This is a genomic window from Kitasatospora sp. NPDC017646 (assembly GCF_044329365.1).
Taxonomy (GTDB): Bacteria; Actinomycetota; Actinomycetes; order Streptomycetales; family Streptomycetaceae; genus Kitasatospora.
The window spans coordinates 377038-398535 of record NZ_JBIRJC010000004.1 but is presented as its reverse complement, the minus strand read 5'-3'; the positions used below and the strand labels follow the sequence as shown (position 1 = coordinate 398535).

The window sequence follows — 21498 nt, the reverse complement described above, 5'->3', positions numbered from 1 at the left end:
GGCTACTCCTCGGCCGCGAGGGTCAGCCCGGCGAGCTTCACCGAGGCCAGCACGCTCGCCCCGACGGTGACCACCAGCAGCAGCGGGACGGCCGCCCCGAGCGAGACGTCGGCACCGATCGCGGTGTCCCCGGCCACCGCCTCGGCGACCGCCCGGCCCCACTGCTGGACGCTCAGCGTCCGGGCGCCCTCGACGAAGTTGCCGATCAGCGACTCCCAGATCAGCGCGTACGCCAGCCCGGCCACCACCGCGTGCCGGGTGACCACGCCGAGCAGCAGGAACAGCGCGCTGTACGCGGCCCCGGCGACCAGCACGGCCACGGTGTAGCCGAGCGCCACGCCGTCCCGGGTGCCGTACAGCAGCAGCCCGGCGAGCAGCGTCGGGACGGCGGCGAACACCCAGGTGGTACCGATCGCGACGGCCAGCTTGGTGGTGATGATCTTCCAGCGGGGCAGCGGCTTGGCCAGCAGGTAGACGATCGAGCCGTCGTCGATCTCGGTGGCGATCACCCCGGTGCCGATCACCAGCCCGAGGATCGGGACGAGGGTGCCGAGGTCCAGCTGACCGAGGATCTTGACGGTCAGGCCGTGCGCGTCGCCGTTCGACCCGCCGGCGATCGCCGAGACGATCAGCAGCAGGGCGGGCGCCACCAGCAGCAGGGCGCCGCGGCGGCGGCCGAGCAGGCCGCGCAGGGTCAGCCTGGCGACGGTCGGGTTCATGGTCGGTCGGCCCCTTCCTGGGTCCGGATGTCGGTGAGGGTCAGGCCGGGTGTCATGCGGAGACCAGGTACGAGAAGACGCTCTCCAGCGACTCGTCCGCCGGGGAGACGGTGTACAGCCGGATGCCGGCCTCCCGGGCGACCCGGGGCAGCAGGGTGGTGAAGCCCTGGAAGTTCACCGCCTCGATCCGCAGCGCCCGCTCCCGCTCGTCCACCTCGATGCCGGTGGTCGAGCCGTCGACGATCAGTGCGGCGGCGAGCCGGCGGTCGTCGCTGGAGCGGACCAGGTAGCGGTGCGGGCGGTCGGTCATCAGACGCCGGATCCGCCGGAAGTCGCCGGAGGCGGCGTGCCGTCCGGCGACCACGACCTCGATGTGCCGGGCCAGCTGCTCGACCTCCTCCAGGATGTGGGAGGAGAACAGCACCGTCCGGCCGTCCTCGCCGAAGCGGCGCAGCAGGTCCATCAGCTGCAGCCGCTGGCGCGGGTCCATGCCGTTGAAGGGCTCGTCCAGCAGCAGCACGGCGGGGTCGTGCACGAGCGCCGAGGCCATCTTGACCCGCTGTTTCATGCCCTTGGAGTACGTCCCGGTGCGGCGGTCCTTGGCGTACGCCATCTCGACCAGGTCCAGGGCGCGCCGGGCGGCGGCGCCGGGCTGGGGCAGGCCGTGCAGTTCGGCGTTGGCGAGGACGAACTCCCAGCCGGTCAGGTAGTCGTACATCGACTCCCGTTCCGGGACCAGGCCGATCTGCCGGTACACCTGCTGGTTGCGCCAGATCGGCGCGCCGTCCAGGGTGACCGCGCCGCTGGAGGGCGCGAGGAAACCGCTCATCATGTGGATGAGGGTGGACTTGCCCGCGCCGTTGGGGCCGAGCAGACCGGTGATGCCGGGGCCGATCGACATCGTGATGTCGTTGACCGCGACCACGTTCCCGAACCAACGGGAGACCTTGTCGATGGTGATGGTGGCCATGCCGCCCTCTCAGACCTCTCGCTAGACGTTCTCGTAGCGGCGCAGCAGGAGGCGGTACGAGCCCGCCACCATCGCCACGGCGACCAGGGCGAACACCACCGTGCCGAGCCCGCCGGGCGCGTGCCGGCGGTCGAGCCCGGAGCCGAGGTCGAACACCTCGTTGACCAGGGACTCCACCAGGCCGTTCGGCGAGATCAGCGCCGTCCACTGGGCGGCGTCCGAGCCGCCCGGGGAGGGGCTGCTGATGCCGACCACCACGGCCGCCACCGTCGAACTCACCGCCAGGTAGCCCATGATGGCGGCCACCCCGAACCCCCGGCGCGGGGTGCTCGCGGCGATCACCAGCGCGACCGAGGTCGGCACCAGGGCGTACAGCACGGCCGCCGCCAGGCCGGACAGGAACTGGCCGGTGTTGTGCCCGAAGTCCATCCCGGTGAGCAGCGCGCCGGCGTACAGCACCACCAGAGGAGCCGTCATCAGCAGGAGTTGGGCGCAGGCCATGGCGGCGAACTTGGCCCGGACGTAGTCGGCGCGGGTGATCGGGCGGGAGAAGTAGAGCGGGACGGTGTGGTGGCGGAGGTCCCGCGAGAGCAGTACCGGCGCCTGGGAGGCGAGGAAGATCGAGACCACCAGGCTGAGGCTGGAGAGGTAGCCGGCGTACCCGACCGGGAGCTCGTCCCGGCGCAGGGCGACCGCGGCCGCGACGAAGATCATCGCCGGCACGGTGACCACGCCCAGCAGCAGCATCGGCAGCACCTTGGACTTGCCGGAGCGGCCGAGGCCGTACGCGGCGCGCAGGCTCTGGGTGAAGAGCGAGCGGGTGGCGTGGGCGCGGCCCAGGCGGGGGCCGGTGTAGCCGCGGTAGCCGATGTCGTGGATGACACCGGTGTCGGCGGGCCTGGTGTCAGGAGGCTGCGGCATCGTCCGTACCTCCCCTGGCGCTGTCGCTGTCGTGGTCGGTGAAGAGTTCGGCGACCCGGTGCCGGCGCTGCTCCAGCCGGACCAGGCCGAGGCCGAGTCCGGCGACCGTGTCGCGGATGGTGTCGTAGGTGTCCTCGTCGGCCAGCCGGACCAGCAGCAGGTGCGAGCCCTCCGGCTGGACGTCCAGCCCGGCGGCGGCGAGCCGGTCCCGCACCTCGGCGCCCGGTTCGGGGACCAGGTCCTCCGGGTGGTCGGTGACCTCGACCGCGAGGACGGCCGTCGCCTCGGTGAAGGAGGCGGTGGAGGAGGAGCGCAGCAGCTTGCCGCCGTCGATGACGACCAGGTGGTCGCAGGTCCGCTCCAGCTCGCCGAGCAGGTGGGTGGTGACCAGCACCGAGATCCCGAAGTCGGAGTGGACCCGGCGGATCAGCCCCAGCATCTCGTCCCGGCCGGCCGGGTCCAGGCCGTTGGTCGGCTCGTCGAGCAGCACCAGCTCCGGGTCGTGCACCAGTGCCTGGGCGAGCTTGACCCGCTGCTTCATGCCGGTCGAGTAGCCGCCCATCGGGCGGTACCGCTCCTCGTACAGGCCGACGTGCCGCAGGGTGTCCGCGGTGCGCTCGCGGGCGGCGGTGGCGGGCAGTCCCGCCATCCGGGCCATGTGCACCACGAACTCGGTCGCCGAGACGTCCGGCGGCAGGCAGTCGTGCTCGGGCATGTAGCCGACCCGTTCGCGGATCTCCGGGCCCCGGGTGGCGACGTCCAGGCCGAGCACCTCGCCGCGTCCGGAGGTCGCCGGGGCGAGCCCGAGCAGGATCTTGATCAGGGTGGACTTGCCCGCCCCGTTGGCCCCGACCAGCCCGACGACCCCGGGCTGCACCTCGACGGTCAGCTGGTCGAGGGCGGTGACCCGGGGGAACCTCTTGGTGAGGCCCTCGGTCTTGATGACAGCAGTGGACACGCCCTCAACGTAACGGGCCTGCGCCGCAAGGGGCATGAGCTGGAATGACGAGGGCTCCTACTGCCCCGGTATGACGTCGGGCCCGCTCCCCCTTAGGGGCCGGCCAGGGGCCGACCGGCCCGACGCCACGTCCGACGCGGGATCAGGAGCTCGGGCGCTCCCACATCTCGGTGACCTTGCCGGAGGCGTCGATCGCGACCGTGTAGACGCCGCTCGAGCAGGGGTAGAAGCCCTTCTGGTTCCCCGGCGTGGCGATGCACTCGTTGATGTGCTTCGCCAGGTCGGCCGCGTTGACGTCCTTCGGCGCGGCGACGACCGACCTGAGGTGACCCTTGACGGTGGTGGCGAACTGGGCGGTCTTGTCGGGGCCCACCGCCTCGTGGGCGACGTCGTCGACGCCGCAGGCGTCCTTGGTCTCCTTGTAGACCAGGGCCGTCGCGCTGGTGCCCTTCTGCACGTCGATCCACTTCTGCCCGGCGGGCAACGGGGCGCTGGTGCAGAAGCCCTCCGGGGCGCCGTCGGTGGGCTTTCCGCTCTGGGCGGGCTTTCCGCTCGGCGCGGGCCTGGCGCTGCCGGTGGCCGGGGCGGCGGTCGGGGCCCCGGTGGCCGGAGCGGCGGTCGCGGTGGCGGTGCCGGCGCCCTGGTCGGACGAGTCGTCCGGCCCGCAGGCCGCGAGGCCGAACGCGGCGGTGGCGACCAGAGCGGTGGCGAGCAGCCTCCTGGAAACAGACATGACGAAAGAACCCCCCGTTTAACACATGATCAGATAAAGGTGCGGCGCACAGATTAGCGCCTCCCGCCCCTGCCACCCCGAACGGCCACCCGGCTCGCCCTCGTCCACGACCCGCCGAACCGCTCCGCCCGGCCAGGTCGATGTGGGCCAGTGCTTCGGAGGAACCGTGGAGGGATCCACGATCCGCAGGCGGCTCTGATGTGACGGGTCGATCGAGGTGAGGGATATCAGAAGTTGGCCCGTTGCGCGTTCGCGGTGCTCGGCATCGGTGCCTTCGTCGCCGCCCTCGGCCTCACCGCGACCGCCACAGGCCAGATCGGCGAGTGGTTCAGCCTCACCAAGGCCACCACTGTCACCGTCACCGACCAGCCGCGCACCGACGGCGTCGCCCCTGGCGCCAACCCGCCGAGCGACTTCCCCGCCGACGCCGACCACCGGATGGCCGCGATCGACGGCGTACGGGCCGGCGGCGTCTGGTGGCCCGTACCCGGCCCTGCGCGCCGCCCGGACGGACCCGCTGAAGGCACTGAGGAGCACATAGGCGGGGGCGACGGCAATGTCCCGCGCATGTGGGACGGACTTGACTCCGTCGACTGGGCCGGGTCGGGGCACGACTACGGGTCGGCTGAGGACACGCCAGTCTTGCTGCACCGATGCGCAGGGCCGGACATCGAGGACGTGCAGGAAGCAACTGCAGACCTGGGGACGCGACAGCTGAGTCTCGATGCCTGTCCGCCAGTGTCCGATCGGCCACTGGCGGACAGGTTGCTCCATGTCGGTCGGCGGCGCGAACCACGTGGAGCGGGCCCGGCTCAGCCGAGCTGGGCCAGGCCCTCGGTGGCGATCCGCTCGAAGACGGCGAGGTCGTTCTCGTAGACCGAGTCCGGCACCGGCCAGTGGATGACCAGCTCGGTGATCCCCAGCTCCCGGTACATGCCCGCCCAGTCGACGAAGGCGTCCACCGACTGCAGCGGCTTCTCCGCCGTCGAGCCCTGGAGCAGCACCTTCTCCAGCGTCGCGACGTCCCGGCCCTTCGCCTCGCAGGCCGCCGTCAGCTTCTCGATCTGCGCGGCGATCACCGCGGGGGCCTGCTCGACCGGCACGTCCGCCGGGCCCTTCGGGTCCCCGTACGTCACCCAGCCCTGCCCGTACTCGGCCGCCAGCCGCATCCCGCGCGGGCCGGCGGCGGCCACGTAGAACGGCACCCGCGGGGTCTGCACGCAGCCGGGGATGTTCCGGGCCTCGACCGCCGAGTAGTAGGTGCCCTCGCGGGTGGTGGCGTCCTCGCGCAGCAGCTCGTCCAGCAGCGGCAGGAACTCGCCGAACCGGTCGGCCCGCTCCTTCGGCGACCACGCCTCCTGCCCCATCGCCGTGGCGTCGAACCCCGTCCCGCCGGCCCCGATCCCCAGCGTGACCCGCCCGCCGGACACGTCGTCCAGCGTGATCAGCTCCTTCGCCAGCGTCACCGGGTGGCGAAAGTTCGGCGACGTTACGAGCGTCCCAAGCCGCAGGCGCTCGGTCGCGGCGGCAGCCGCGGTCAGCGTCGGGATCGAGCCGAACCACGGCTCGTCGCGGAAGGACCGCCAGGACAGGTGGTCGTACGTGTACGCGGCGTGGAAGCCGAGGTCCTCGGCCCGCCGCCAGATCTTCTGCCCCTCGCTCCACCGGTAGATGGGGAGGATCACTGTGCTGAGACGCATGTCATCGACCCTAACGGGGCGGAAGACACCGCGTCCCCATCAGTCACGGGGGCTGAGCTGAGCGCCGAGCAACGAGATCGGCGTCCGACTCCGTCTCACGCAGTTCCCTGAAGCCGTACATCTTGACCTCTTCACCCTTGGGTAGCGCGGCGCGGTATCCACGTTCAGGCGCCCGTCGTCAATCGCCTCGAGCGCGTGGGCATCTGTACACCGCCGAGCATGTGCGTCATCCCTGCGAACAAGCACGACGTCACCCTGGCTCTGGTCGCTCTCTGCTGGCTGTGCGTCTTCCTGCCTTCTGCTGCCCTGACCGGCTGCCGACGCCAGGAAACCACGGTGCCCGTCCCCGTCCACCCTCCGGATGCCCTGCCTGGACGCGTTGCGTGGGCCTGGTCCTCGTCCTGGCAAGGTCCAAAAAACGAAGGTGCGGCTCGGATGGCCAGGCCGTCCGAGCCGCACCCTTGGAACGCGTTAGCGAGGGGAACCGTAGCGAAGATCCACGAAGGCACCCACCAGTCCGCCGAGCGTGACGGCGGGCACGATCGCCTCCCAGGGGTCGCCGGCCAGTGCTCCTGAGATCAGCCCAGCTGGGCTGAGCCCGGCCGGGCCGACCGCCGGGCCGCGCGTCACGGGTGCGGGCGGGTGCGCTGGGCCGGGAGGCCGGGAACCGGGTCCGGGGTGCGCCGGGCGAGTTCGGCGAGGGTGTGGAAGAGGACCTCGCCGAGCAGGACCGGCTCCCGGGAAGGAGCGGTCCGCGCGGCCTGGGTGTCCGCACCCCGGGCGTCCGGGGAGGGGAGGGTCGGGGGCGGCTCGTCACGGAGCTGGCGAGTGGGCATGGCTCTTCCTGCCGACGGGGTGACCGGGAGGAGTCCTGCCCGCCGGGCCGGTGACGACACCCCGGGCGGCGGCGGATCGGCCGGAAACGGCGCGCGAAGGGCCGGAACCCGTCCGTACGGTCATCGCGTCGACCCTGACACGGCCCTGGCCCCGCCCTGGCCGCCGCCCCGACCGCGGCGGTGACCGGGCGGCGGTGATGGGCGAAGATGGACCGGTGACCGAAGCCCGTACCGCTCCCCGCCTCATCGCCACCGACCTGGACGGCACCCTGTTGTGCTCCGGCGGTACCGTCAGCGATCGCACCGCCGCGGCCCTGGCGGCGGCCGAAGCGGCCGGGGTGCAGGTGGTCTTCGTGACCGGCCGTCCGCCGCGCTGGATGCAGCAGCTGAGCCCGCACATCGGCGGTCACGGGGTGGCGATCTGCTCCAACGGCGGCGCCATAGTGGACGTGCGGCGCGGCGGCGAGCTGATCGAGTACTTCCCGATGCCGGCCGGGACCTCGCTGGCCGTGGTGGAGGCGCTGCGGGCCCGGCTGCCCGGCACCGCCTTCGCCTTCGAGTACGCGGACGGCTGGGCCCGCGAACCCGAGTACGAGGTGCTGATGTGGGGCGACACCGAGGTCCGCGCGATCGGCCCGGCCGAACGGCTGCTGGCGGACGGCGGCCCGGTGCGGGGTCTGTTCAAGCTGCTGGCCAAGCACTCCGACCTGGACCCGGACACCTTCCTCAGCGAGGCCCGGACCGCGGCCGGGCACCTGGCCGAGATCACCCGCTCCTCGCCGATCCCGCTGCTGGAGATCAGCGCGCCCGGCGTCACCAAGGCCAGCACGCTGGCCCGTTGGTGCGCCGAGCACGGGATCGACCGCAGCGAGGTGGTGGCCTTCGGTGACATGCCGAACGACCTGGAGATGCTGGCCTGGGCGGGCACCGCGTACGCCGTCGCCAACGCGCACCCGCAGGTGCTGGCGGCGGTGGCCCGGCGCACGGTGAGCAACGAGGAGGACGGCGTCGCGGCGGTGCTGGAGCAGCTGCTCGAACTGCTCTAGCCGAAGCGGCCGTTGACGCAGTCGGAGGTCCGCTGGTCGCGCGCGCTGCCGAAGACCCGCTCGGTCTGGCCGGCCTCGACGATCCGGCCCGGGGTGTCGTGGGCGGCCAGGAAGCTCCTCGACCCGGCGGGTGGAGGTCGGGTCGAGCGCGGAGCACGGCTCGTCCATCAGCAGGATGTCCGGCGAGACGGCCAACGACCGTGCGATGCGAAGGCGTTGCTGCTGACCGCCGGAGAGGGCGCCGCCCGGGGTGTGCCACGACCCGGCCGCCGACACCCCCACCCGCCGGGTCGTGCGGCTGGTGCGTGGTGTCGGTCGTCGGCACCAGAGCCCTTATAGCCGCGCGGTCCAGCGGACCACGGTCCCCTTCCGGTACGGACCGCTCTCGTGCCAGGCGGCCCCGCCGAGCGCCTCCGCCCGCCGGGTCAGGTTGAGCAGTCCGCTGCGCCGCCCGCCCTGCGGGATGCCGACCCCGTCGTCGGTGACGCTGAGCAGCACGCCGGGCCGCCCGCCCCGGTCCAGCGACTCCGGGTCGCCGCCGACGGGCCGGCCGGCGTCGCCCAGGTGGACGGTGGCGTCGATCTCCACGCCGACCCGGGAGGCCCGGGCGTGCCGGGCCGTGTTGGAGAGCATCTCCCGCAGCGCGGCGAGGAGTTGGCGCCCGGTGTTCTCGCCGACCAGGCTCTCCACCGGTCCGACGAAGCTCACCGAGGGCTTGAAGCCGAGCGCCGCCGCGGCCTGGCTGGCCTCGCGCAGCACGCGGGTGCGCAGGGTGTCGGGGGCGTCGCCGTGGTTGTCGTGCTGGAGGGCGTAGATGGTGGTGCGGACCTCCTGGATGGTGGCGTCCAGCTCGTCCACCGCGTTGCCGATGCCGACCCTCACCTCGGGGACGACGGCCCGGCGGGCCGCGCTCTCCAGCATCATCCCGGTGGCGAACAGCCGTTGGATCACCAGGTCGTGGAGGTCGCGGGCGATCCGGTCGCGGTCCTGGAAGACGGCCAGGCGCTGCTGGTCGCGCTGGCCCTCGGCGAGCCGCAGGGCGAGGGCGGCCTGCGAGGCGAAGGTCTCGGCGAGCTGCTTCTCGGAGTCGGTGAACGGCAGCGCGCCGCGCGGGCGCCAGACGCAGAGCCCGCCGAGCACCCGCCCGCGGGCGACCATCGGCACGGCCATCGACGGGCCGAAGCTGCGGGCGAGCCGCATCACCACGGTGGGGTCGCCGGACATGTCGTCCAGGTAGACGCTGTCCCCCTCCAGCAGCCGGGCGGCGAAGCTGTCCTTGGGCAGCAGCTCGCCGCGGACGAACTCGGCGGCCTCGCCGGAGGCGTGGGCGACCCGCATCTGGCAGTCCCCGTCGCCGACCGGGGCGGTGGGCAGCAGGATCATCCCGAGCGCGGCGTCCGCCAACTCCCGTACCTGCTCGGCCGCGACGGTCAGCGCGCCCTCGGCCTGCTCGGCGGAGAGCAGGGCGGTGGTGACGGCGGCGGCACCGGCGATCCAGCGTTCGCGGCGGCGCCCCTCCTCGTACAGCCGGGAGTTCTCGATGGCCACGCCGGCGGCCGCGGCGAGCGCGTGCACCACCTGTTCGTCCTCGGGGGTGAAGGCACCGCCGCCCTTCTTCTCGGTGAGGTAGAGGTTGCCGAAGACCTCCTCGCGGATCCGGATCGGCACGCCCAGGAAGGTCCGCATCTGCGGGTGGTGCGAGGGGAAGCCGGAGGAGCGGGGGTCGGCGCCGAGCTCGGTCAGCCGCAGCGGTTCGGGGCGGTCGATGAGCGCGCCGAGGATGCCGCGGCCGGCGGGCAGTTCGCCGATCCCGGCGGCGGCCGCGTCGTCGATGCCGACGTGGATGAAGTCGGCCAGGCCGTCCCCGCCGGGGGCGATCACGCCGAGGGCCGCGTACCGGGCGTCGACGAGTTCGGCGGCGCCGGTGGCGATCCGGTGCAGGGTGGCGTGCAGGTCGAGCCCGGCCCCGATGGAGACCACCGCCTCCAGCAGCCGCTGCATCCGGTCGGTGACCGCGGCGGCGGACTGGAGGCGTTCCGCGACCTCGGTGACCAGGGTGTCCAGCCCGAGCGAGGCGATCTCGGGCACCCGGTGGGGTGTCGGCTCGGGCACGGCCTCGGGAGGGTCTGGCGTGGGGTCCATGCAGAAAGCCTAGTTTGTACGGTTTTCAGCCGAAGGTCGGAGCAACGATCACGCGCCCACCGGCTCCAGCAGGCCGTCCGCCTCCCGCTCCCGCCGCCACATCGCGTGCAGCCGGCCGTCCGGGTCGGCCATCAGTTCCGACCAGCGGCCGCGCTCGGCGACCCGCCCGCCGTCCAGCACCAGCACCTCGTCCACGGTGCCGTCGTCCAGGCCGGCGAGCCGGTGGGTGATCAGCACCGTGGTGCGGCCCGCGGTGGCGGCCAGCAGGTCGGCGGTGAGCGCGTCGGCGGTGGGCAGGTCGAGGTGCTCGGCGGGCTCGTCCAGGACCAGGACGGGGAAGTCGGCGAGCAGCGCCCGGGCGAGCGCGAGGCGCTGGCGCTGGCCGCCGGAGAGCCGGGCGCCGTGCTCGCCGACCATGGTGTCCAGACCCTCGGGCAGGGTGGCGGTCCAGTCCAGCAGCCGGGCGGCGGCGAGCGCGGCGCGCAGGTCCTCCTCGTCGGCACCCGGTCGGGCGAGCCGCAGGTTCTCGCGCAGCGAGCTGTCGAAGACGTGGGCGTCCTGCGCGCAGAGGCCGATCACCCGGCGGACGTCCTCGCCCGTGAGCGCACGGCTGTCCACAGCCTGTGGACGACCGGCGGCGAAGGTGACCGCTCCGGCGGCCGGCTCCAGGAAGCGCAGCAGCGCCTGGGCGAGCGTGGTCTTGCCGGAGCCGGAGGGGCCGACCACGGCGATCCGGCGGCCGGGCGCGAGGTCGAGGTCGACCCCGGCCAGCGCGTCCACGCTCCGCCCGGGGTGCCGTACGGTCAGCCCGCGCACCGCGACGGGCAGCGGCTGCTCCGGAAGGGTCAGCGGTTCGGCAGGCTCCGCGACCGGCGCCGGGGCGGCCAGAACCTCGTCCAGCCGGGCCCGGGCGGCGCGGCTGCGCTGGCGGGCCTGGACGGCGAGCGGCATCCCGGTGACGGCCTCGAAGGCGGCCAGCGGGGTCAGCACCACGACGGCCAGGCAGACCGGCGCGAGCGCGCCGCCGCGCACCCCCTGGATGCCGACGGCCGCCGCGCCCACCACCGTCAGTCCGGTGAGCAGCGCGATCAGCCCGGTGCCGAGCGCGGTGGTGGCGGCCGAGCGGGCGGCGAGCCCGGTCAGCGCGGCGTCGGCGGTGCGGACGGCGGCCAGTCGGCGGGGCAGCGCGCCGGCCACGGTGAGCTCGGCGGTGCCGGTGAAGGCGTCCACCACGGAGGTGGCCAGGTGCCCGCGGGCGGGGGCCTGACGGCGCTCGGCACCGGCGGACCAGCGAGCGGCGAACGCGGGCACCAGCACCCCGGCGAGCAGCAGCCCGAGACCGAGCACCAGTCCGGCGGCGGGCAGGAAGGCGCCCATCGCGACCGTCGAGGCCAGCGCGACGACCGCTGCGACGGCGGCGGGCAGCCGCCACCGCAGGTGGTGGTCCTGGACCGCGTCGACGTCGGCGACCAGCCGGGAGAGCAGGTCGCCGCGCCGGAAGGCGGGCAGCCCGGCCGGGGCGAGCACGGTCAGCCGGCGGTACACGGCGGCCCGCAGGGTGCCGAGGGTGCGCAGCACGGCGTCGTGGGAGACCAGCCGTTCGGCGTAGCGGAAGACGCTGCGGCCGATGCCGAAGGCCCGTACGGAGGTGACGGCCATCATCAGGTAGAGCACCGGGGGCATCTGGGAGGCCCGGGAGATGAGGTAGCCGGAGGTGGCCATCAGGGCGACGGCGCTGCCGAGGGCGAGCGCGCCGAGCAGGACGGACAGGGCCAGCCGGGGGGCGGCGGGCTCGGCCCCGGGCTCCTCGGGCACGGCGGGTGCCGGGGTCGGCTTCCCGCCGTGGGCCGGCGGAACAACCGCTTCGGTGCCCCGCCCGCTCGCCTCCGGGCGCTCGGTCCCGGCCAGCCGGACCCGCCGGTCCGCGACGGCCAGCAGGGCCGGCCGGTGGGCGACCACCAGCACCGTGCGCGCCGGGTCCTCGGCGAGGGTGCGGACGGCGTCCACGACGGCGGCCTCGGATGCGCCGTCCAGGTTGGCGGTGGGTTCGTCCAGCAGCACCAGCGGCCGGTCGTCGGCGAGCAGGACCCGGGCGAGCGCGAGGCGCTGGCGCTGTCCGGCGGAGAGTCCGGCACCGTCCTCCCCCAGTTCGGCGTCCAGGTCGGTGACGAAGTCGAGCGCGTGCGCGGCACGCAGCGCCGTCCACAGCTGCTCGTCCGGGGCCTCCTGCCGGTAGAGCCGCAGGTTGTCGGCGACGGTTCCGGCGAACAGGTGCGGGTGCTGCGGCACCCAGGCGATCTGGCGCCGCCAGCTGCCGGGCTCCAGTTCGGCGAGGTCGTGGGTGCGCCCGTCGGCGGCGGTGATCCGGACGGTGCCGGCCTCGGGGGCGGTGAGGCCGAGGAGGACGGCCAGCAGGGTGGACTTGCCGGCTCCGCTGGGGCCGGTGAGGGCGGTGCTGGAGCCCGGGGCCAGGGTCAGCGCGGCGCCGTCCAGGGCGGGCAGGGCGCGCCCGGAGTGCCGTACGATCAGGCCCTCGGCGGTGATCACGGCGCCGGTGAGGTCGGGGGCCGGGACGGTCCCGGCGGCGGGCAGCGGGGTCTCCAGCACCCGGAAGACCTCGTCGGCGGCGGTGAGCCCCTCCACGCTGGAGTGGTAGAGCGCGCCGACCTGGCGGATCGGGAAGTACACCTCGGGGGCGAGGATCAGGATCAGCAGTCCGGTCTCCAGGTCGAGGGAGCCGTCCACCAGCCGGAAGCCGATGGTGACCGCGACCAGCGCGACGGACAGGGTGGAGAGCAGTTCCAGCGCGAAGGAGGAGACGAAGGCGATCCGCAGGGTGCGCAGGGTGGCCCTGCGGTAGTCGGCGGTGATCCGGGCGATGGTGGCGGCCTGGCTGCGGGCCCGGTTGAAGACCTTGAGGGTGGGCAGGCCGGCGACCACGTCGAGGAAGTGGTGGGAGAGCCGGGCCAGGGTGTTCCACTGCCGGTCCATCCGGGACTGGGTGGCCATCCCGATCAGCACCATGAACAGCGGGATCAGCGGCAGCGTCCCGGCGATGACCGCGGCCGAGGTGACGTCGGCGCCGGCGATCCGCAGCAGCACGATCACCGGGACGACCACGGCCAGGGCGAGCTGCGGCAGGTAGCGGGCGAAGTAGTCGTCGAGGGCGTCGATGCCCCGGGTGGCCAGGGTGGTGAGTTCGCCGGTGCGCCGGCCCGCCAGGTAGGACGGGCCGAGCGCGGTGGCGTGGTCGAGCAGTCGGCGCCGCAGGGTGGACTTCACCCGGGCGACGGACCGGTGCGCGGTGAGTTCGGTGAGCCAGCCGACCAGCCCGCGTCCGGCGGCGGTGAGCGCCAGCAGCGCCAGCGGGGTGGTCAGTTCGCCGAGGGTGGCGCCGCGCTGGAAGGCGCGGACCACGATCTCGGCGATCAGGCTCGCCTGGGCGACCACCAGGGCCGCGCCCGCCGCGCCGAGGAGCACGGATCCGGCGAGGAAGGCACGGGTGGTGCGGGCGTACCCGAGGAGTCGGGGGTCGACCGGCTTCACGGCGTCAGGCCCGGTCGGTCGGGGCGGCCGGCCCGTGACCGGCGGGGATGTGCTGCACCCCGATCCGCTTGCGGAACACCCAGTACGTCCAGCCCTGGTAGAGCAGCACCAGCGGGGTGAACACGGCGGCCACGATGGTCATCAGCTTGAGGGTGTACGGCGAGGAGGCCGCGTTGCCGACGGTCAGGCTCCACGCCGGGTTCAGCGTGGACGGCATGACGTTCGGGAAGAGCGCCAGGAAGAGCATCGCGAACGCGGCCACGATGGTCGCCCCCGAGAGGACGAACGCCCAGCCCTCGCGGCCGAGCCGGTTGGCCACCAGGGCGCCGGCCAGGGCCGGCACGGCGACCACCAGGGCGGCGAGGCTGCGGCCGTTGCCGCTGTCCGTCTGGGTCCAGACCAGGAAGACGAGGGCGAGGACGGCGGCTGCCAGGCCCGCCTGGAGGGCGGCCTTGCGGGCCCGCTCGCGGATCTCGCCCACGGTCTTGAGGGCGGCGAACACCGCGCCGTGGAAGGTGAACAGGGTGAGCGTCACCAGTCCGCCGAGCAGCGCGTACGGGTTGAGCAGGTCGGCGAGGCCGCCGACGTAGTTCTTCTGCGCGTCGATGTCCACGCCGCGGACGATGTCGGCGAAGGCCACGCCCCACAGGAAGGCCGGCAGGAGGGAGGTCCAGAAGATGGCCTCCTCCCAGTTGCGCTGCCACCGGGCGCCATCGCGCTTGGCCCGGTACTCGAAGGCCACGCCGCGGACGATCAGGCAGACCAGGATGGCCAGCAGTGGGATGTAGAAGCCGCTGAACAGCGTCGCGTACCAGTCCGGGAAGGCGGCGAAGGTGGCGCCGCCGGCCGTCAGCAGCCAGACCTCGTTGCCGTCCCAGACCGGGCCGATCGTGTTGATCAGCACCCGGCGCTCGGCGGTGTCCCGGGCGAGCGGCTTGGTGAGGATGCCGATCCCGAAGTCGAAGCCCTCCAGGAAGAAGTAGCCGATCCACAGGACCGCGATCAGCACGAACCAGACGTCGTGGAGTTGCATGACCCTGGGTCTCCTATCTGTGGGTCAGTTCCGCGGATCAGTAGGCGAAGGCGAGCGGCTTGTCGGCGTCCTCGCCCCCGGACGGGCCGCGCAGCGACGGGTCCTCGGCCGGGGGCTGCTCGGTCACCACCGGACCGGCCTTGGCGTACTTGACCAGCAGCCGGACCTCGACGACGGCGAGGACCGCGTACAGCGTGGTGAAGGTGGCCAGGGCGCCGATCTGGGTGCCGACGCCCACGTTGGGGGACACGGCGCTGGCGGTGGTCATCAGTCCGAACACCGCCCAGGGCTGGCGGCCCATCTCGGTGAAGATCCAGCCGAAGCTGTTGGCGATCAGCGGGAACCCCATGGTCAGGATGCCGATCCGCCAGCTCCACCTGGTGAGCAGCGGGCTCAGCTCCCGCCTCGGGGTGAGCATCAGCCGGGGCACCTCGGTGTCGCCGGTGCGGAACTCGGGGCGCAGCAGGAACTTCCGACGGGTCGTCCAGAGGCCGATCAGGCCGGCCACGAAGGAGGTCATCCCGAAGCCGATCATGAACCGGAAGCCCCAGTAGGTCACGAAGACGTTCGGGATGTAGTCCTTGGGGTTGCCGCCGTGGGCGGCGGCCTCGGCGGCGGCGGTGTCGTTGACGCCGGGGACGGACGAGCTGAAGTCGCTGTGGGCGAGGAAGGACAGCACCCCGGGGACCTCCAGCGCGACCGAGTTGTGGCCCTTGCCGACGTCACCGACCGCGAAGATCGAGAACGGCGCGGGCGACTGGGTGTCCCACAGCGCTTCGGCGGCGGCCATCTTCATCGGCTGCTGCTCGAACATGACCTTGCCGAGGGTGTCGCCGCTGAGCGCGGTGCCGGCGCCGAAGACGACCGCGAGCACCAGGCCGAGGCGCAGCGAGGTGCGCATCACGGCGGTCTTCCTGGGGTCGGCGGTCTCGACCCCTCCGCTCTTCACGAGCAGCCGCCTGGCCTTCCAGAGGTGGAAGGAGGCGATGCCGACCATGAAGGCGGCGCCGGTGAGGAAGGCGGCGGTCAGGGTGTGGAAGACCACCGTGAGGGTGGTGTCCTGGAACAGCACCTCGGTGATGTCGGTGAGCCGCGCCTTGCCGGTGGCCTTGTCGATCGCGTAGCCGGTCGGGTGCTGCATCCAGGAGTTGGCCGCCAGGATGAAGTAGGAGGAGAGCACGGTGCCCAGCGAGACCATCCAGATGCAGGCGCAGTGGATCTTCTTCGGCAGCTTGTCCCAGCCGAAGATCCACAGGCCGATGAAGGTGGACTCGAAGAAGAAGGCGATCAGCGCCTCCATCGCGAGCGGGGCGCCGAAGACGTCACCGACGAAGCGGGAGTAGTCGGACCAGTTCATGCCGAACTGGAATTCCTGCACGATTCCGGTGACGACGCCCATCGCGATGTTGATGAGGAAGAGCTTTCCCCAGAACTTGGTCGCGTGGAAGTACTTCTCCTTGTTCGTACGCACCCAGGCGGTCTCCAGCCCGGCCACGATCGCGGCCAGGCTGATGGTGAGCGGCACGAAGAGGAAGTGGTAAACGGTGGTGATGCCGAATTGCCATCGCGCGATCGTCTCGTGAGCGATTGCCAGTTCCACGTCGCCCTCTCTCCGCCGGCCCTGCTTCCAGGGCTGTTTCGGACAAACTTCATCTCTGGTCGTAGACCGCTGCTCAACCACGCAGACTTGTCCGCTTGTGAACGTGAACACGTTCACAAGCACAGTATCCACCATCCTTACGGGGGAACCGCAGGTGGGGTGGGGTTGACAGGGCGTGGCGGTGCGTGACGGTGAGCACAGTCTGCGGACCGGCGTGGGGCGCGGCAACGAACGACCCGGCGGACGGCCGCCCGCTCTTGGCCGAACCGGCGCTTGACAGCAGTACGCCCCGCTCGCTCCGGCGAACGGGGCGTGCTAGCGCCGTGATTACGGGCGGCCGAGGAGCTGCGCCCCCGGGGTGGAGTCGGCCCGGGCCGTGAAGAACCCGGTGAAACCGCCGACGAACTCGTCCAGGGTGATCCGCCCGTCCCCGTCCGCGTCCAGCCGGCGGAAGCCGTGCGACAGCTCGGCCGGATGGACGCGCGGGCCACCGAACACCGCGCGGTACTCGTCGAACTCCAGGAAGCCGCTGCCATCGGTGTCGGCCGCGACGAAGACCGCCCGCAGCGCGGGCAGCAGCCCCTGCTCCAGGTAGGCCTCGTCCCGGTCGAGGCCCGCCAGGGTGGCCGCCGTGAACTCCTCCCGGCTCACCTTGCCGTCCCCGTTGGCGTCCATCGCCGTGCGCAGCTGCTCCCACCAGCCGTCGAAGGCCCGGTACACCCGCGCCTCGGCCTCCTCGTCCAACTCCAGCTGCCAGCACACGTTGTGGGCCATCGCCCGCAGGTCGTGCACGGTGATGAAGCCGTCCCCGGTCTGGTCCAGCACCTCCCGGAAGAACCGGTCCACCCGGGAGACGCGGGCGTCCTTCCGCTGCGGACGCAGCCGGCCCGGCGGCCGCTGCCGCGCGTCCGGGGAGCGGTAGCGCACCCGGTCCGGAAGGAGCGGGACGACGGCCCCGGCACCCCGGTGCAGCACGGCGGACAGCAGCGCCCCGCGGCGGGTCCGGGCCAGACCGAACCGCTCCCGCACCACCGGCGGCAGGTCCGCCACCGTCAGCTCCCGGATCACCCTGGCCACGACCCCCCGGACGGCCCGCCAGCCGGCGTCCCCGAGGAACCAGAGCCGGCGCGGCCGGGGGGCCTCGCGCAGGATGTCGTCCAGCAGGTAGCGGGCCGACTCGGTGAACTCGAGCTTCTCGCGGGCGTACCGGGCGAAGTAGGCGGGCAGGTCGGCGGCCGTCTTGGGGAGTTCCTCATCCGGCAGCTCGAAGGCGGCGATCGACTCCCTGAAATCCCGGTACGCCGACTCCAGTTGACCGACGCCGTAAGGATCCCCACCGAGCCGCCGCATGGCCGCCACGCACTCGAACAGCGTCAGCAGCACCCACACCCTGGTGGCAGGGTCCCGTGCGTCGTAGGGGCGGCCGTCCGGCATCGTCCCGCGGATCCGCTTGTGCGACCGGTCCAGCCGCGCGACCTCCCGCCGCAGGGTGTCCGCGTCCTGGTAGAACAGCCGCCGGCCGCTCCCCAGGGTGTGCTCGATCCGCCGCCAGGGGTGCGCCCGGTAGGTGGAGTGCTCCTGCATCCCGGCCCCCACCGCCGGGTCCGCGGCCTGCAGCACCAGGAGCCGCCACGCGACCAGGGCGATCCGCCACTCGGACAGGTCGCGCCTGAAGGAGACGGTCCGGTCAGACACGGGGCTCCCCGGTGATCTCCGGGCGATAGCCCTCGGGCAGGTCCGAGGACTTCCACAGCTCCCGAAGCACCTGGTCCAGGTTCACGACGGTCACCTCAGTAGCGAGCGCGCCCATGGGAACACCCCTTTCCCGTCCGGTCCGGTCAGCCCGCGCGATCCCGCACGAGCAACGGCAGCACGGTCGCACACGACCGGAGGACCGACCGGGTGAACGGGGGCGGCTTCACCCGATCGAGGTGTTTCCGGGGCCGGAGACGCAGAACCGCAGGGCGGGCCGGGGCCCGCCCTGCGGTCCGGGGTGCGGTGGGGTTCGCGGCCTCCTCCCGAGCGGGCGCGAACGGCGGCCGATACCAAGGCGCGGCGGGGTTTCACTATGACCCCTTCCGGGTCGAGGAGAAGGGGGAATCCTTTGTCCGGGCGGGCCTTGACGTCCCGGCAGCGCTGATCAGAGGCACACGGATTCTCCACCCTCCGTGCCGACTTCCGGCAACGAAATGGGTCGCCGGATTGACCGGTTAGCCAAGGAACTGACGAACCGACAAAAGCTCAGGAAAGCCGGTCGCCGTTCGTGGGCAGTTCGACCCGGAAGGTGGCGCCGGCGCCCGGGGCGGTGTCCAGGGTGAGGGTGCCGCCGTGGGCGCGGGTGAGGGCGGTGGCGATGGCCAGGCCGAGTCCGCCGCCGCCGCCGTTGTCGCGGCTGCGGGAGGCGTCGACCCGGTAGAAGCGGTCGAAGACCCGCTGGGCCTGCTCCTCGGTGAGGCCGGGCCCGGAGTCGGCGACCTCCAGCAGGCAGACCCCGTCGGCGCCGCCGCCGACCCCGATCCGGATCGGGGTCCCGGACGGGGTGTGCTTGACGGCGTTGCCGACCAGGTTGGTGACCACCTGCCGCAGCCGGGCCTCGTCGCCGAGCACGGGCGCTGCGCCGGGCGCGCCGTTGCCCGCCGGGCCGGTGAGCGCGACCGGGCGGCTCGGGTCGAGGGCGGTGAGGTCGTGCAGGGCGTCGGCGGCGAGGGTGCGCAGGTCCATCGGGGCGAGGTCGAGCGGGCGTTCCTCGTCGAGCCGGGCGAGCACCAGCAGGTCCTCGACCAGGGTGCCCATCCGGACCGCCTCGCTCTCGATCCGGCTCATGGTCCGGGTGACGTCCGCCTCGGTGGGCAGTGCGCCCATCCGGTACAGCTCGGCGAAGCCGCGGATGCCGGCCAGCGGGGTGCGCAGCTCGTGCGAGGCGTCGGCGACGAAGCGCCGCATCCGGGCCTCGGACTCGGCGCGGGCGGCGAAGGCCGCCTCGATCTGGGTGAGCATGCCGTTGAGGGCGATCGACAGCCGGCCGACCTCGGTGGCCGGGGAGAGCTCCGGCATGCGGTGGGACAGTTCGCCGGCGGCGATCCGCGCGGCACCGGCCTCGATCCGCCGCAGCGGCCGCAGCCCGGCCCGGACGGCGAAGAAGCCGAGTGCGGTGATCAGCACCAGCACGCCGCCGCCGATGGCCAGGAAGGAGGTGCTCAGCCGGCCGGTGGTGGCGTCGATGTCCTCGCGGGAGACGGCGACCATGACGTAGGTCGGGGTGGTGGCCGGCGAGACGTACGCGCCGAGCCCGGGGGACGGTGAGCGGGGTGGCTGGAGCGGCAGCACCAGCACCCGCCAGCTGTGGTGGCCGCGCTGGTCGGGCAGGTCGAAAGGGGTGTCCGGGGCGGTCTGGGTGGGGTCCAGTCCGGCCAACTGCGGCGCCGGGTCGCTGTCCGAGACGGGCTGGCGCAGGACGGCCTGGACCTTGCCGTCCGAGGACAGCCACTGCACCAGGTACTGGCTGGGCAGGCTGATCCGCCGCCCGCTGACGACCGGCTTGGCGCCCGGCGCGGTCAGCTGGACCGGGGCCTTGCGGGACAGCGGCTGCCCGTAGCGCTGGAGCTGTTCGTCCAGCTGCTCCACCAGCTGGGCCCGTACGGTGCCCAGCACGAAGGTGTCGCTGACCGCGAGCCCGGTGGTCACCAGCGCGAGCGCGAGGACCAGGAGCCGGGCGCGCAGTGACAGCCGGGAGGTGAAACGGTTGAACACGAGCGGATCCGGTCAGCCCTGCGGGGGGCGGCGCAGCGCGTAGCCGATGCCGCGCACGGTGTGGATCAGCTTGGGGCCGTGCGCCGGGCCGGAGTCGAGCTTGCGGCGCAGGTAGGAGATGTAGGACTCGACGATGGAGAGGTCGCCGCCGAAGTCGTAGGCCCAGACGTGGTCGAGGATCTGCGCCTTGGACACCACCCGGCCGACGTTGGCCATCAGGTAGTGCAGCAGCTTGAACTCGGTCGGGGAGAGCGCGACCGGGGTGCCGGCCCGGGTGACCTCGTGGGCGAGCGGGTCGAGGCAGAGGTCGGCGACCACCAGTCGGCCGTCCTCGGCGGGGCCGCCGGCCCGGCGCAGGATGGCGCGGATCCGGGCGATCAGTTCCTCCAGGCTGAACGGCTTGGTGACGTAGTCGTCCGCGCCCGCGGCCAGCCCCTGGACCTTGTCGCCGACGCCGTCCTTGGCGGTGAGGAAGAGCACCGGCAGGTGGTCGCCGGGGTGTCCGTGCGCGGGGCCGGCGATCTGGCCCCGGCTGGTGCGCTCGCGCAGCTTCTCGACGACGGTGAAACCGTCGAGGTCGGGCAGCATCACGTCGAGGACCACCAGGTCCGGCCGCTCGGCGGCGATCAGTTCGAGGGCTTCGGTCCCGCTCGCGGCGGAGGCCACCCGGAACCCGGAGAACCGCAGCGAGGCGGCGAGCAGCTCGCGGATGTTCGGCTCGTCGTCCACGACGAGGAGGAAGGCCTCGCCCTGGCCCCCGGCCACGGTGGAGCCGCCCGGTGTGGTGACAGTGCCTTGCACGGGGGTTTCGCCTCCCGGTCGGACGATGACGTTCAGCATGAGGCTAGCCCCCGGAGGCTATGCGGCATGGATGAATGTTGGATTAACACCTTATCGGTCGGTTTTTGGGCGACAAGGCCCCAGGGGTGGGCTCGGTGGTGTGCGTACGGGTGTGCGGGAACGCCGAACGGCCGGGGAGCGCCCTCCCCGGCCGCAACCACACGCTACGTGGCGGTCAGTGCTGGGCGAACTGGCCCGGACGGTAGTCGCCGGCGGGCTGGCGGATCATGACGTTGCCCCGGTTGAACGCGTTGATCAGCGCGATGACGCAGACCAGCGCCGCGAGCTGCTCCTCGTCGTAGTGCTTCGCCGCGTTCGCCCACGCCTCGTCCGTGACCCCACCGCCGTCGGCCAGCCGGCTGCCCTGCTCGGCCAGCTCCAGGGCGGCCCGCTCGGCGTCGGTGAAGACGGTGGCCTCGCGCCAGGCCGCCACCAGGTTCAGCCGGGTCGCCTCCTCGCCCGCGTGCACGGCGTCCTTGAAGTGCATGTCGACGCAGTATCCGCAGCCGTTGATCTGGCTGGCCCGCAGCCGCACCAGCTCCTGGGTCGCGTACGGCAGCGTCGAGTCCGCGATCGGCTGGTGCGCGGCGACGAGGTGCTTGTAGACCTTGCCCATGACCGGGCTGGCGGAGGCGTTCAGACGGGCTTCCATGGTGTGCTCCCTCGGGTTTCGTTCTTCGTCGGCGTTCTCGTGGGCCGTCCTC

16 protein-coding genes and 2 pseudogenes are annotated in these 21498 nt (G+C 72.8%); 1 reads left to right on the top strand and 17 read right to left on the bottom strand.

Features of this window, described 5'->3' with window-relative positions:
- Positions 1-2 precede the first annotated feature (2 nt).
- The 7 genes and pseudogenes from ACH4J0_RS10045 to ACH4J0_RS10015 form a co-directional block, all read right to left on the bottom strand.
- On the bottom strand, positions 3-719 hold the full coding sequence (locus ACH4J0_RS10045; protein WP_396238127.1) for an ABC transporter permease: 717 nt from the start codon (positions 717-719) through the stop codon (positions 3-5).
- 52 nt (positions 720-771) lie between these two features.
- Positions 772-1689 (bottom strand): ABC transporter ATP-binding protein, encoded by a 918-nt coding sequence (locus ACH4J0_RS10040; RefSeq protein ID WP_396238125.1) that lies wholly within the window; start codon positions 1687-1689, stop codon positions 772-774.
- 21 nt (positions 1690-1710) lie between these two features.
- Entirely contained in the window at positions 1711-2610 is a 900-nt protein-coding gene (locus tag ACH4J0_RS10035; protein WP_396238123.1) for an ABC transporter permease, read from the bottom strand.
- Positions 2594-3604, bottom strand: coding sequence for an ABC transporter ATP-binding protein (locus ACH4J0_RS10030; protein ID WP_396238121.1), 1011 nt, complete (start codon positions 3602-3604; stop codon positions 2594-2596). Before ACH4J0_RS10030 ends, ACH4J0_RS10035 begins: the two co-directional genes overlap by 17 nt.
- 106 nt (positions 3605-3710) lie before the next feature.
- A complete protein-coding gene (locus ACH4J0_RS10025) occupies positions 3711-4301 on the bottom strand; it encodes a hypothetical protein (RefSeq protein WP_396238119.1) in 591 nt (196 codons plus the stop codon).
- Between the two features lie 812 nt (positions 4302-5113).
- Positions 5114-6019: pseudogene (locus ACH4J0_RS10020) on the bottom strand (LLM class flavin-dependent oxidoreductase); the annotation flags it as partial.
- A 608-nt stretch (positions 6020-6627) separates the two neighbouring features.
- The gene (locus ACH4J0_RS10015; RefSeq protein WP_396238117.1) at positions 6628-6837 is read right to left on the bottom strand and encodes a hypothetical protein; all 210 of its coding nucleotides are present in this window, start codon (positions 6835-6837) and stop codon (positions 6628-6630) included.
- Between the two features lie 197 nt (positions 6838-7034).
- On the opposite strand from ACH4J0_RS10015, the gene ACH4J0_RS10010 reads away from it, so the two are divergent.
- Complete coding sequence (locus ACH4J0_RS10010; protein WP_396238115.1) at positions 7035-7883, top strand: HAD family hydrolase; 849 nt, start codon at positions 7035-7037, stop codon at positions 7881-7883.
- Here ACH4J0_RS10010 and ACH4J0_RS10005 read toward each other — a convergent pair.
- The 10 genes and pseudogenes from ACH4J0_RS10005 to ACH4J0_RS09960 form a co-directional block, all read right to left on the bottom strand.
- A pseudogene (locus ACH4J0_RS10005) lies at positions 7880-8132 on the bottom strand (ATP-binding cassette domain-containing protein); the annotation flags it as partial. The gene ACH4J0_RS10010 and the pseudogene ACH4J0_RS10005 overlap by 4 nt on opposite strands.
- Positions 8133-8216: 84 nt before the next feature.
- Positions 8217-10025, bottom strand: coding sequence for a GAF domain-containing protein (locus ACH4J0_RS10000; protein ID WP_396238113.1), 1809 nt, complete (start codon positions 10023-10025; stop codon positions 8217-8219).
- Between the two features lie 48 nt (positions 10026-10073).
- Complete coding sequence (gene cydD / locus ACH4J0_RS09995; protein ID WP_396238111.1) at positions 10074-13571, bottom strand: thiol reductant ABC exporter subunit CydD; 3498 nt, start codon at positions 13569-13571, stop codon at positions 10074-10076.
- A gap of 4 nt (positions 13572-13575) precedes the next feature.
- Positions 13576-14604, bottom strand: coding sequence for a cytochrome d ubiquinol oxidase subunit II (cydB, locus tag ACH4J0_RS09990; protein ID WP_396238109.1), 1029 nt, complete (start codon positions 14602-14604; stop codon positions 13576-13578).
- A 37-nt stretch (positions 14605-14641) separates the two neighbouring features.
- Positions 14642-16204 carry a cytochrome ubiquinol oxidase subunit I gene (locus ACH4J0_RS09985; protein ID WP_396238107.1) on the bottom strand — a complete coding sequence of 521 codons (1563 nt, stop codon included), beginning with the start codon at positions 16202-16204 and terminating at the stop codon, positions 14642-14644.
- Between the two features lie 327 nt (positions 16205-16531).
- A complete protein-coding gene (locus ACH4J0_RS09980) occupies positions 16532-17899 on the bottom strand; it encodes an oxygenase MpaB family protein (RefSeq protein ID WP_396238105.1) in 1368 nt (455 codons plus the stop codon).
- On the bottom strand, positions 17892-18014 hold the full coding sequence (locus tag ACH4J0_RS09975; RefSeq protein WP_396238103.1) for a hypothetical protein: 123 nt from the start codon (positions 18012-18014) through the stop codon (positions 17892-17894). Before ACH4J0_RS09975 ends, ACH4J0_RS09980 begins: the two co-directional genes overlap by 8 nt.
- Positions 18015-18445: 431 nt before the next feature.
- Entirely contained in the window at positions 18446-19954 is a 1509-nt protein-coding gene (locus ACH4J0_RS09970; protein ID WP_396238101.1) for a sensor histidine kinase, read from the bottom strand.
- Positions 19955-19966: 12 nt separating this feature from the next.
- Complete coding sequence (locus ACH4J0_RS09965) at positions 19967-20794, bottom strand: response regulator transcription factor (RefSeq protein ID WP_396238099.1); 828 nt, start codon at positions 20792-20794, stop codon at positions 19967-19969.
- Positions 20795-20969: 175 nt separating this feature from the next.
- Positions 20970-21446, bottom strand: coding sequence for a carboxymuconolactone decarboxylase family protein (locus tag ACH4J0_RS09960; protein WP_396238097.1), 477 nt, complete (start codon positions 21444-21446; stop codon positions 20970-20972).
- Positions 21447-21498: the final 52 nt, after the last annotated feature.

Excerpts from the sequence above, each read along its gene's own strand:
- ACH4J0_RS10045 (WP_396238127.1), bottom strand. The coding sequence starts at position 719 with ATGAACCCGACCGTCGCCAGGCTGACCCTGCGCGGCCTGCTCGGCCGC.
- ACH4J0_RS10040 (WP_396238125.1), bottom strand. The coding sequence starts at position 1,689 with ATGGCCACCATCACCATCGACAAGGTCTCCCGTTGGTTCGGGAACGTG.
- ACH4J0_RS10035 (WP_396238123.1), bottom strand. The coding sequence starts at position 2,610 with ATGCCGCAGCCTCCTGACACCAGGCCCGCCGACACCGGTGTCATCCAC.
- ACH4J0_RS10030 (WP_396238121.1), bottom strand. The coding sequence starts at position 3,604 with ATGCCCCTTGCGGCGCAGGCCCGTTACGTTGAGGGCGTGTCCACTGCT.
- ACH4J0_RS10025 (WP_396238119.1), bottom strand. The coding sequence starts at position 4,301 with ATGTCTGTTTCCAGGAGGCTGCTCGCCACCGCTCTGGTCGCCACCGCC.
- ACH4J0_RS10015 (WP_396238117.1), bottom strand. The coding sequence starts at position 6,837 with ATGCCCACTCGCCAGCTCCGTGACGAGCCGCCCCCGACCCTCCCCTCC.
- ACH4J0_RS10010 (WP_396238115.1), top strand. The coding sequence starts at position 7,035 with ATGGGCGAAGATGGACCGGTGACCGAAGCCCGTACCGCTCCCCGCCTC.
- ACH4J0_RS10000 (WP_396238113.1), bottom strand. The coding sequence starts at position 10,025 with ATGGACCCCACGCCAGACCCTCCCGAGGCCGTGCCCGAGCCGACACCC.
- cydB (WP_396238109.1), bottom strand. The coding sequence starts at position 14,604 with ATGCAACTCCACGACGTCTGGTTCGTGCTGATCGCGGTCCTGTGGATC.
- ACH4J0_RS09975 (WP_396238103.1), bottom strand. The coding sequence starts at position 18,014 with ATGGGCGCGCTCGCTACTGAGGTGACCGTCGTGAACCTGGACCAGGTG.
- ACH4J0_RS09965 (WP_396238099.1), bottom strand. The coding sequence starts at position 20,794 with ATGCTGAACGTCATCGTCCGACCGGGAGGCGAAACCCCCGTGCAAGGC.
- ACH4J0_RS09960 (WP_396238097.1), bottom strand. The coding sequence starts at position 21,446 with ATGGAAGCCCGTCTGAACGCCTCCGCCAGCCCGGTCATGGGCAAGGTC.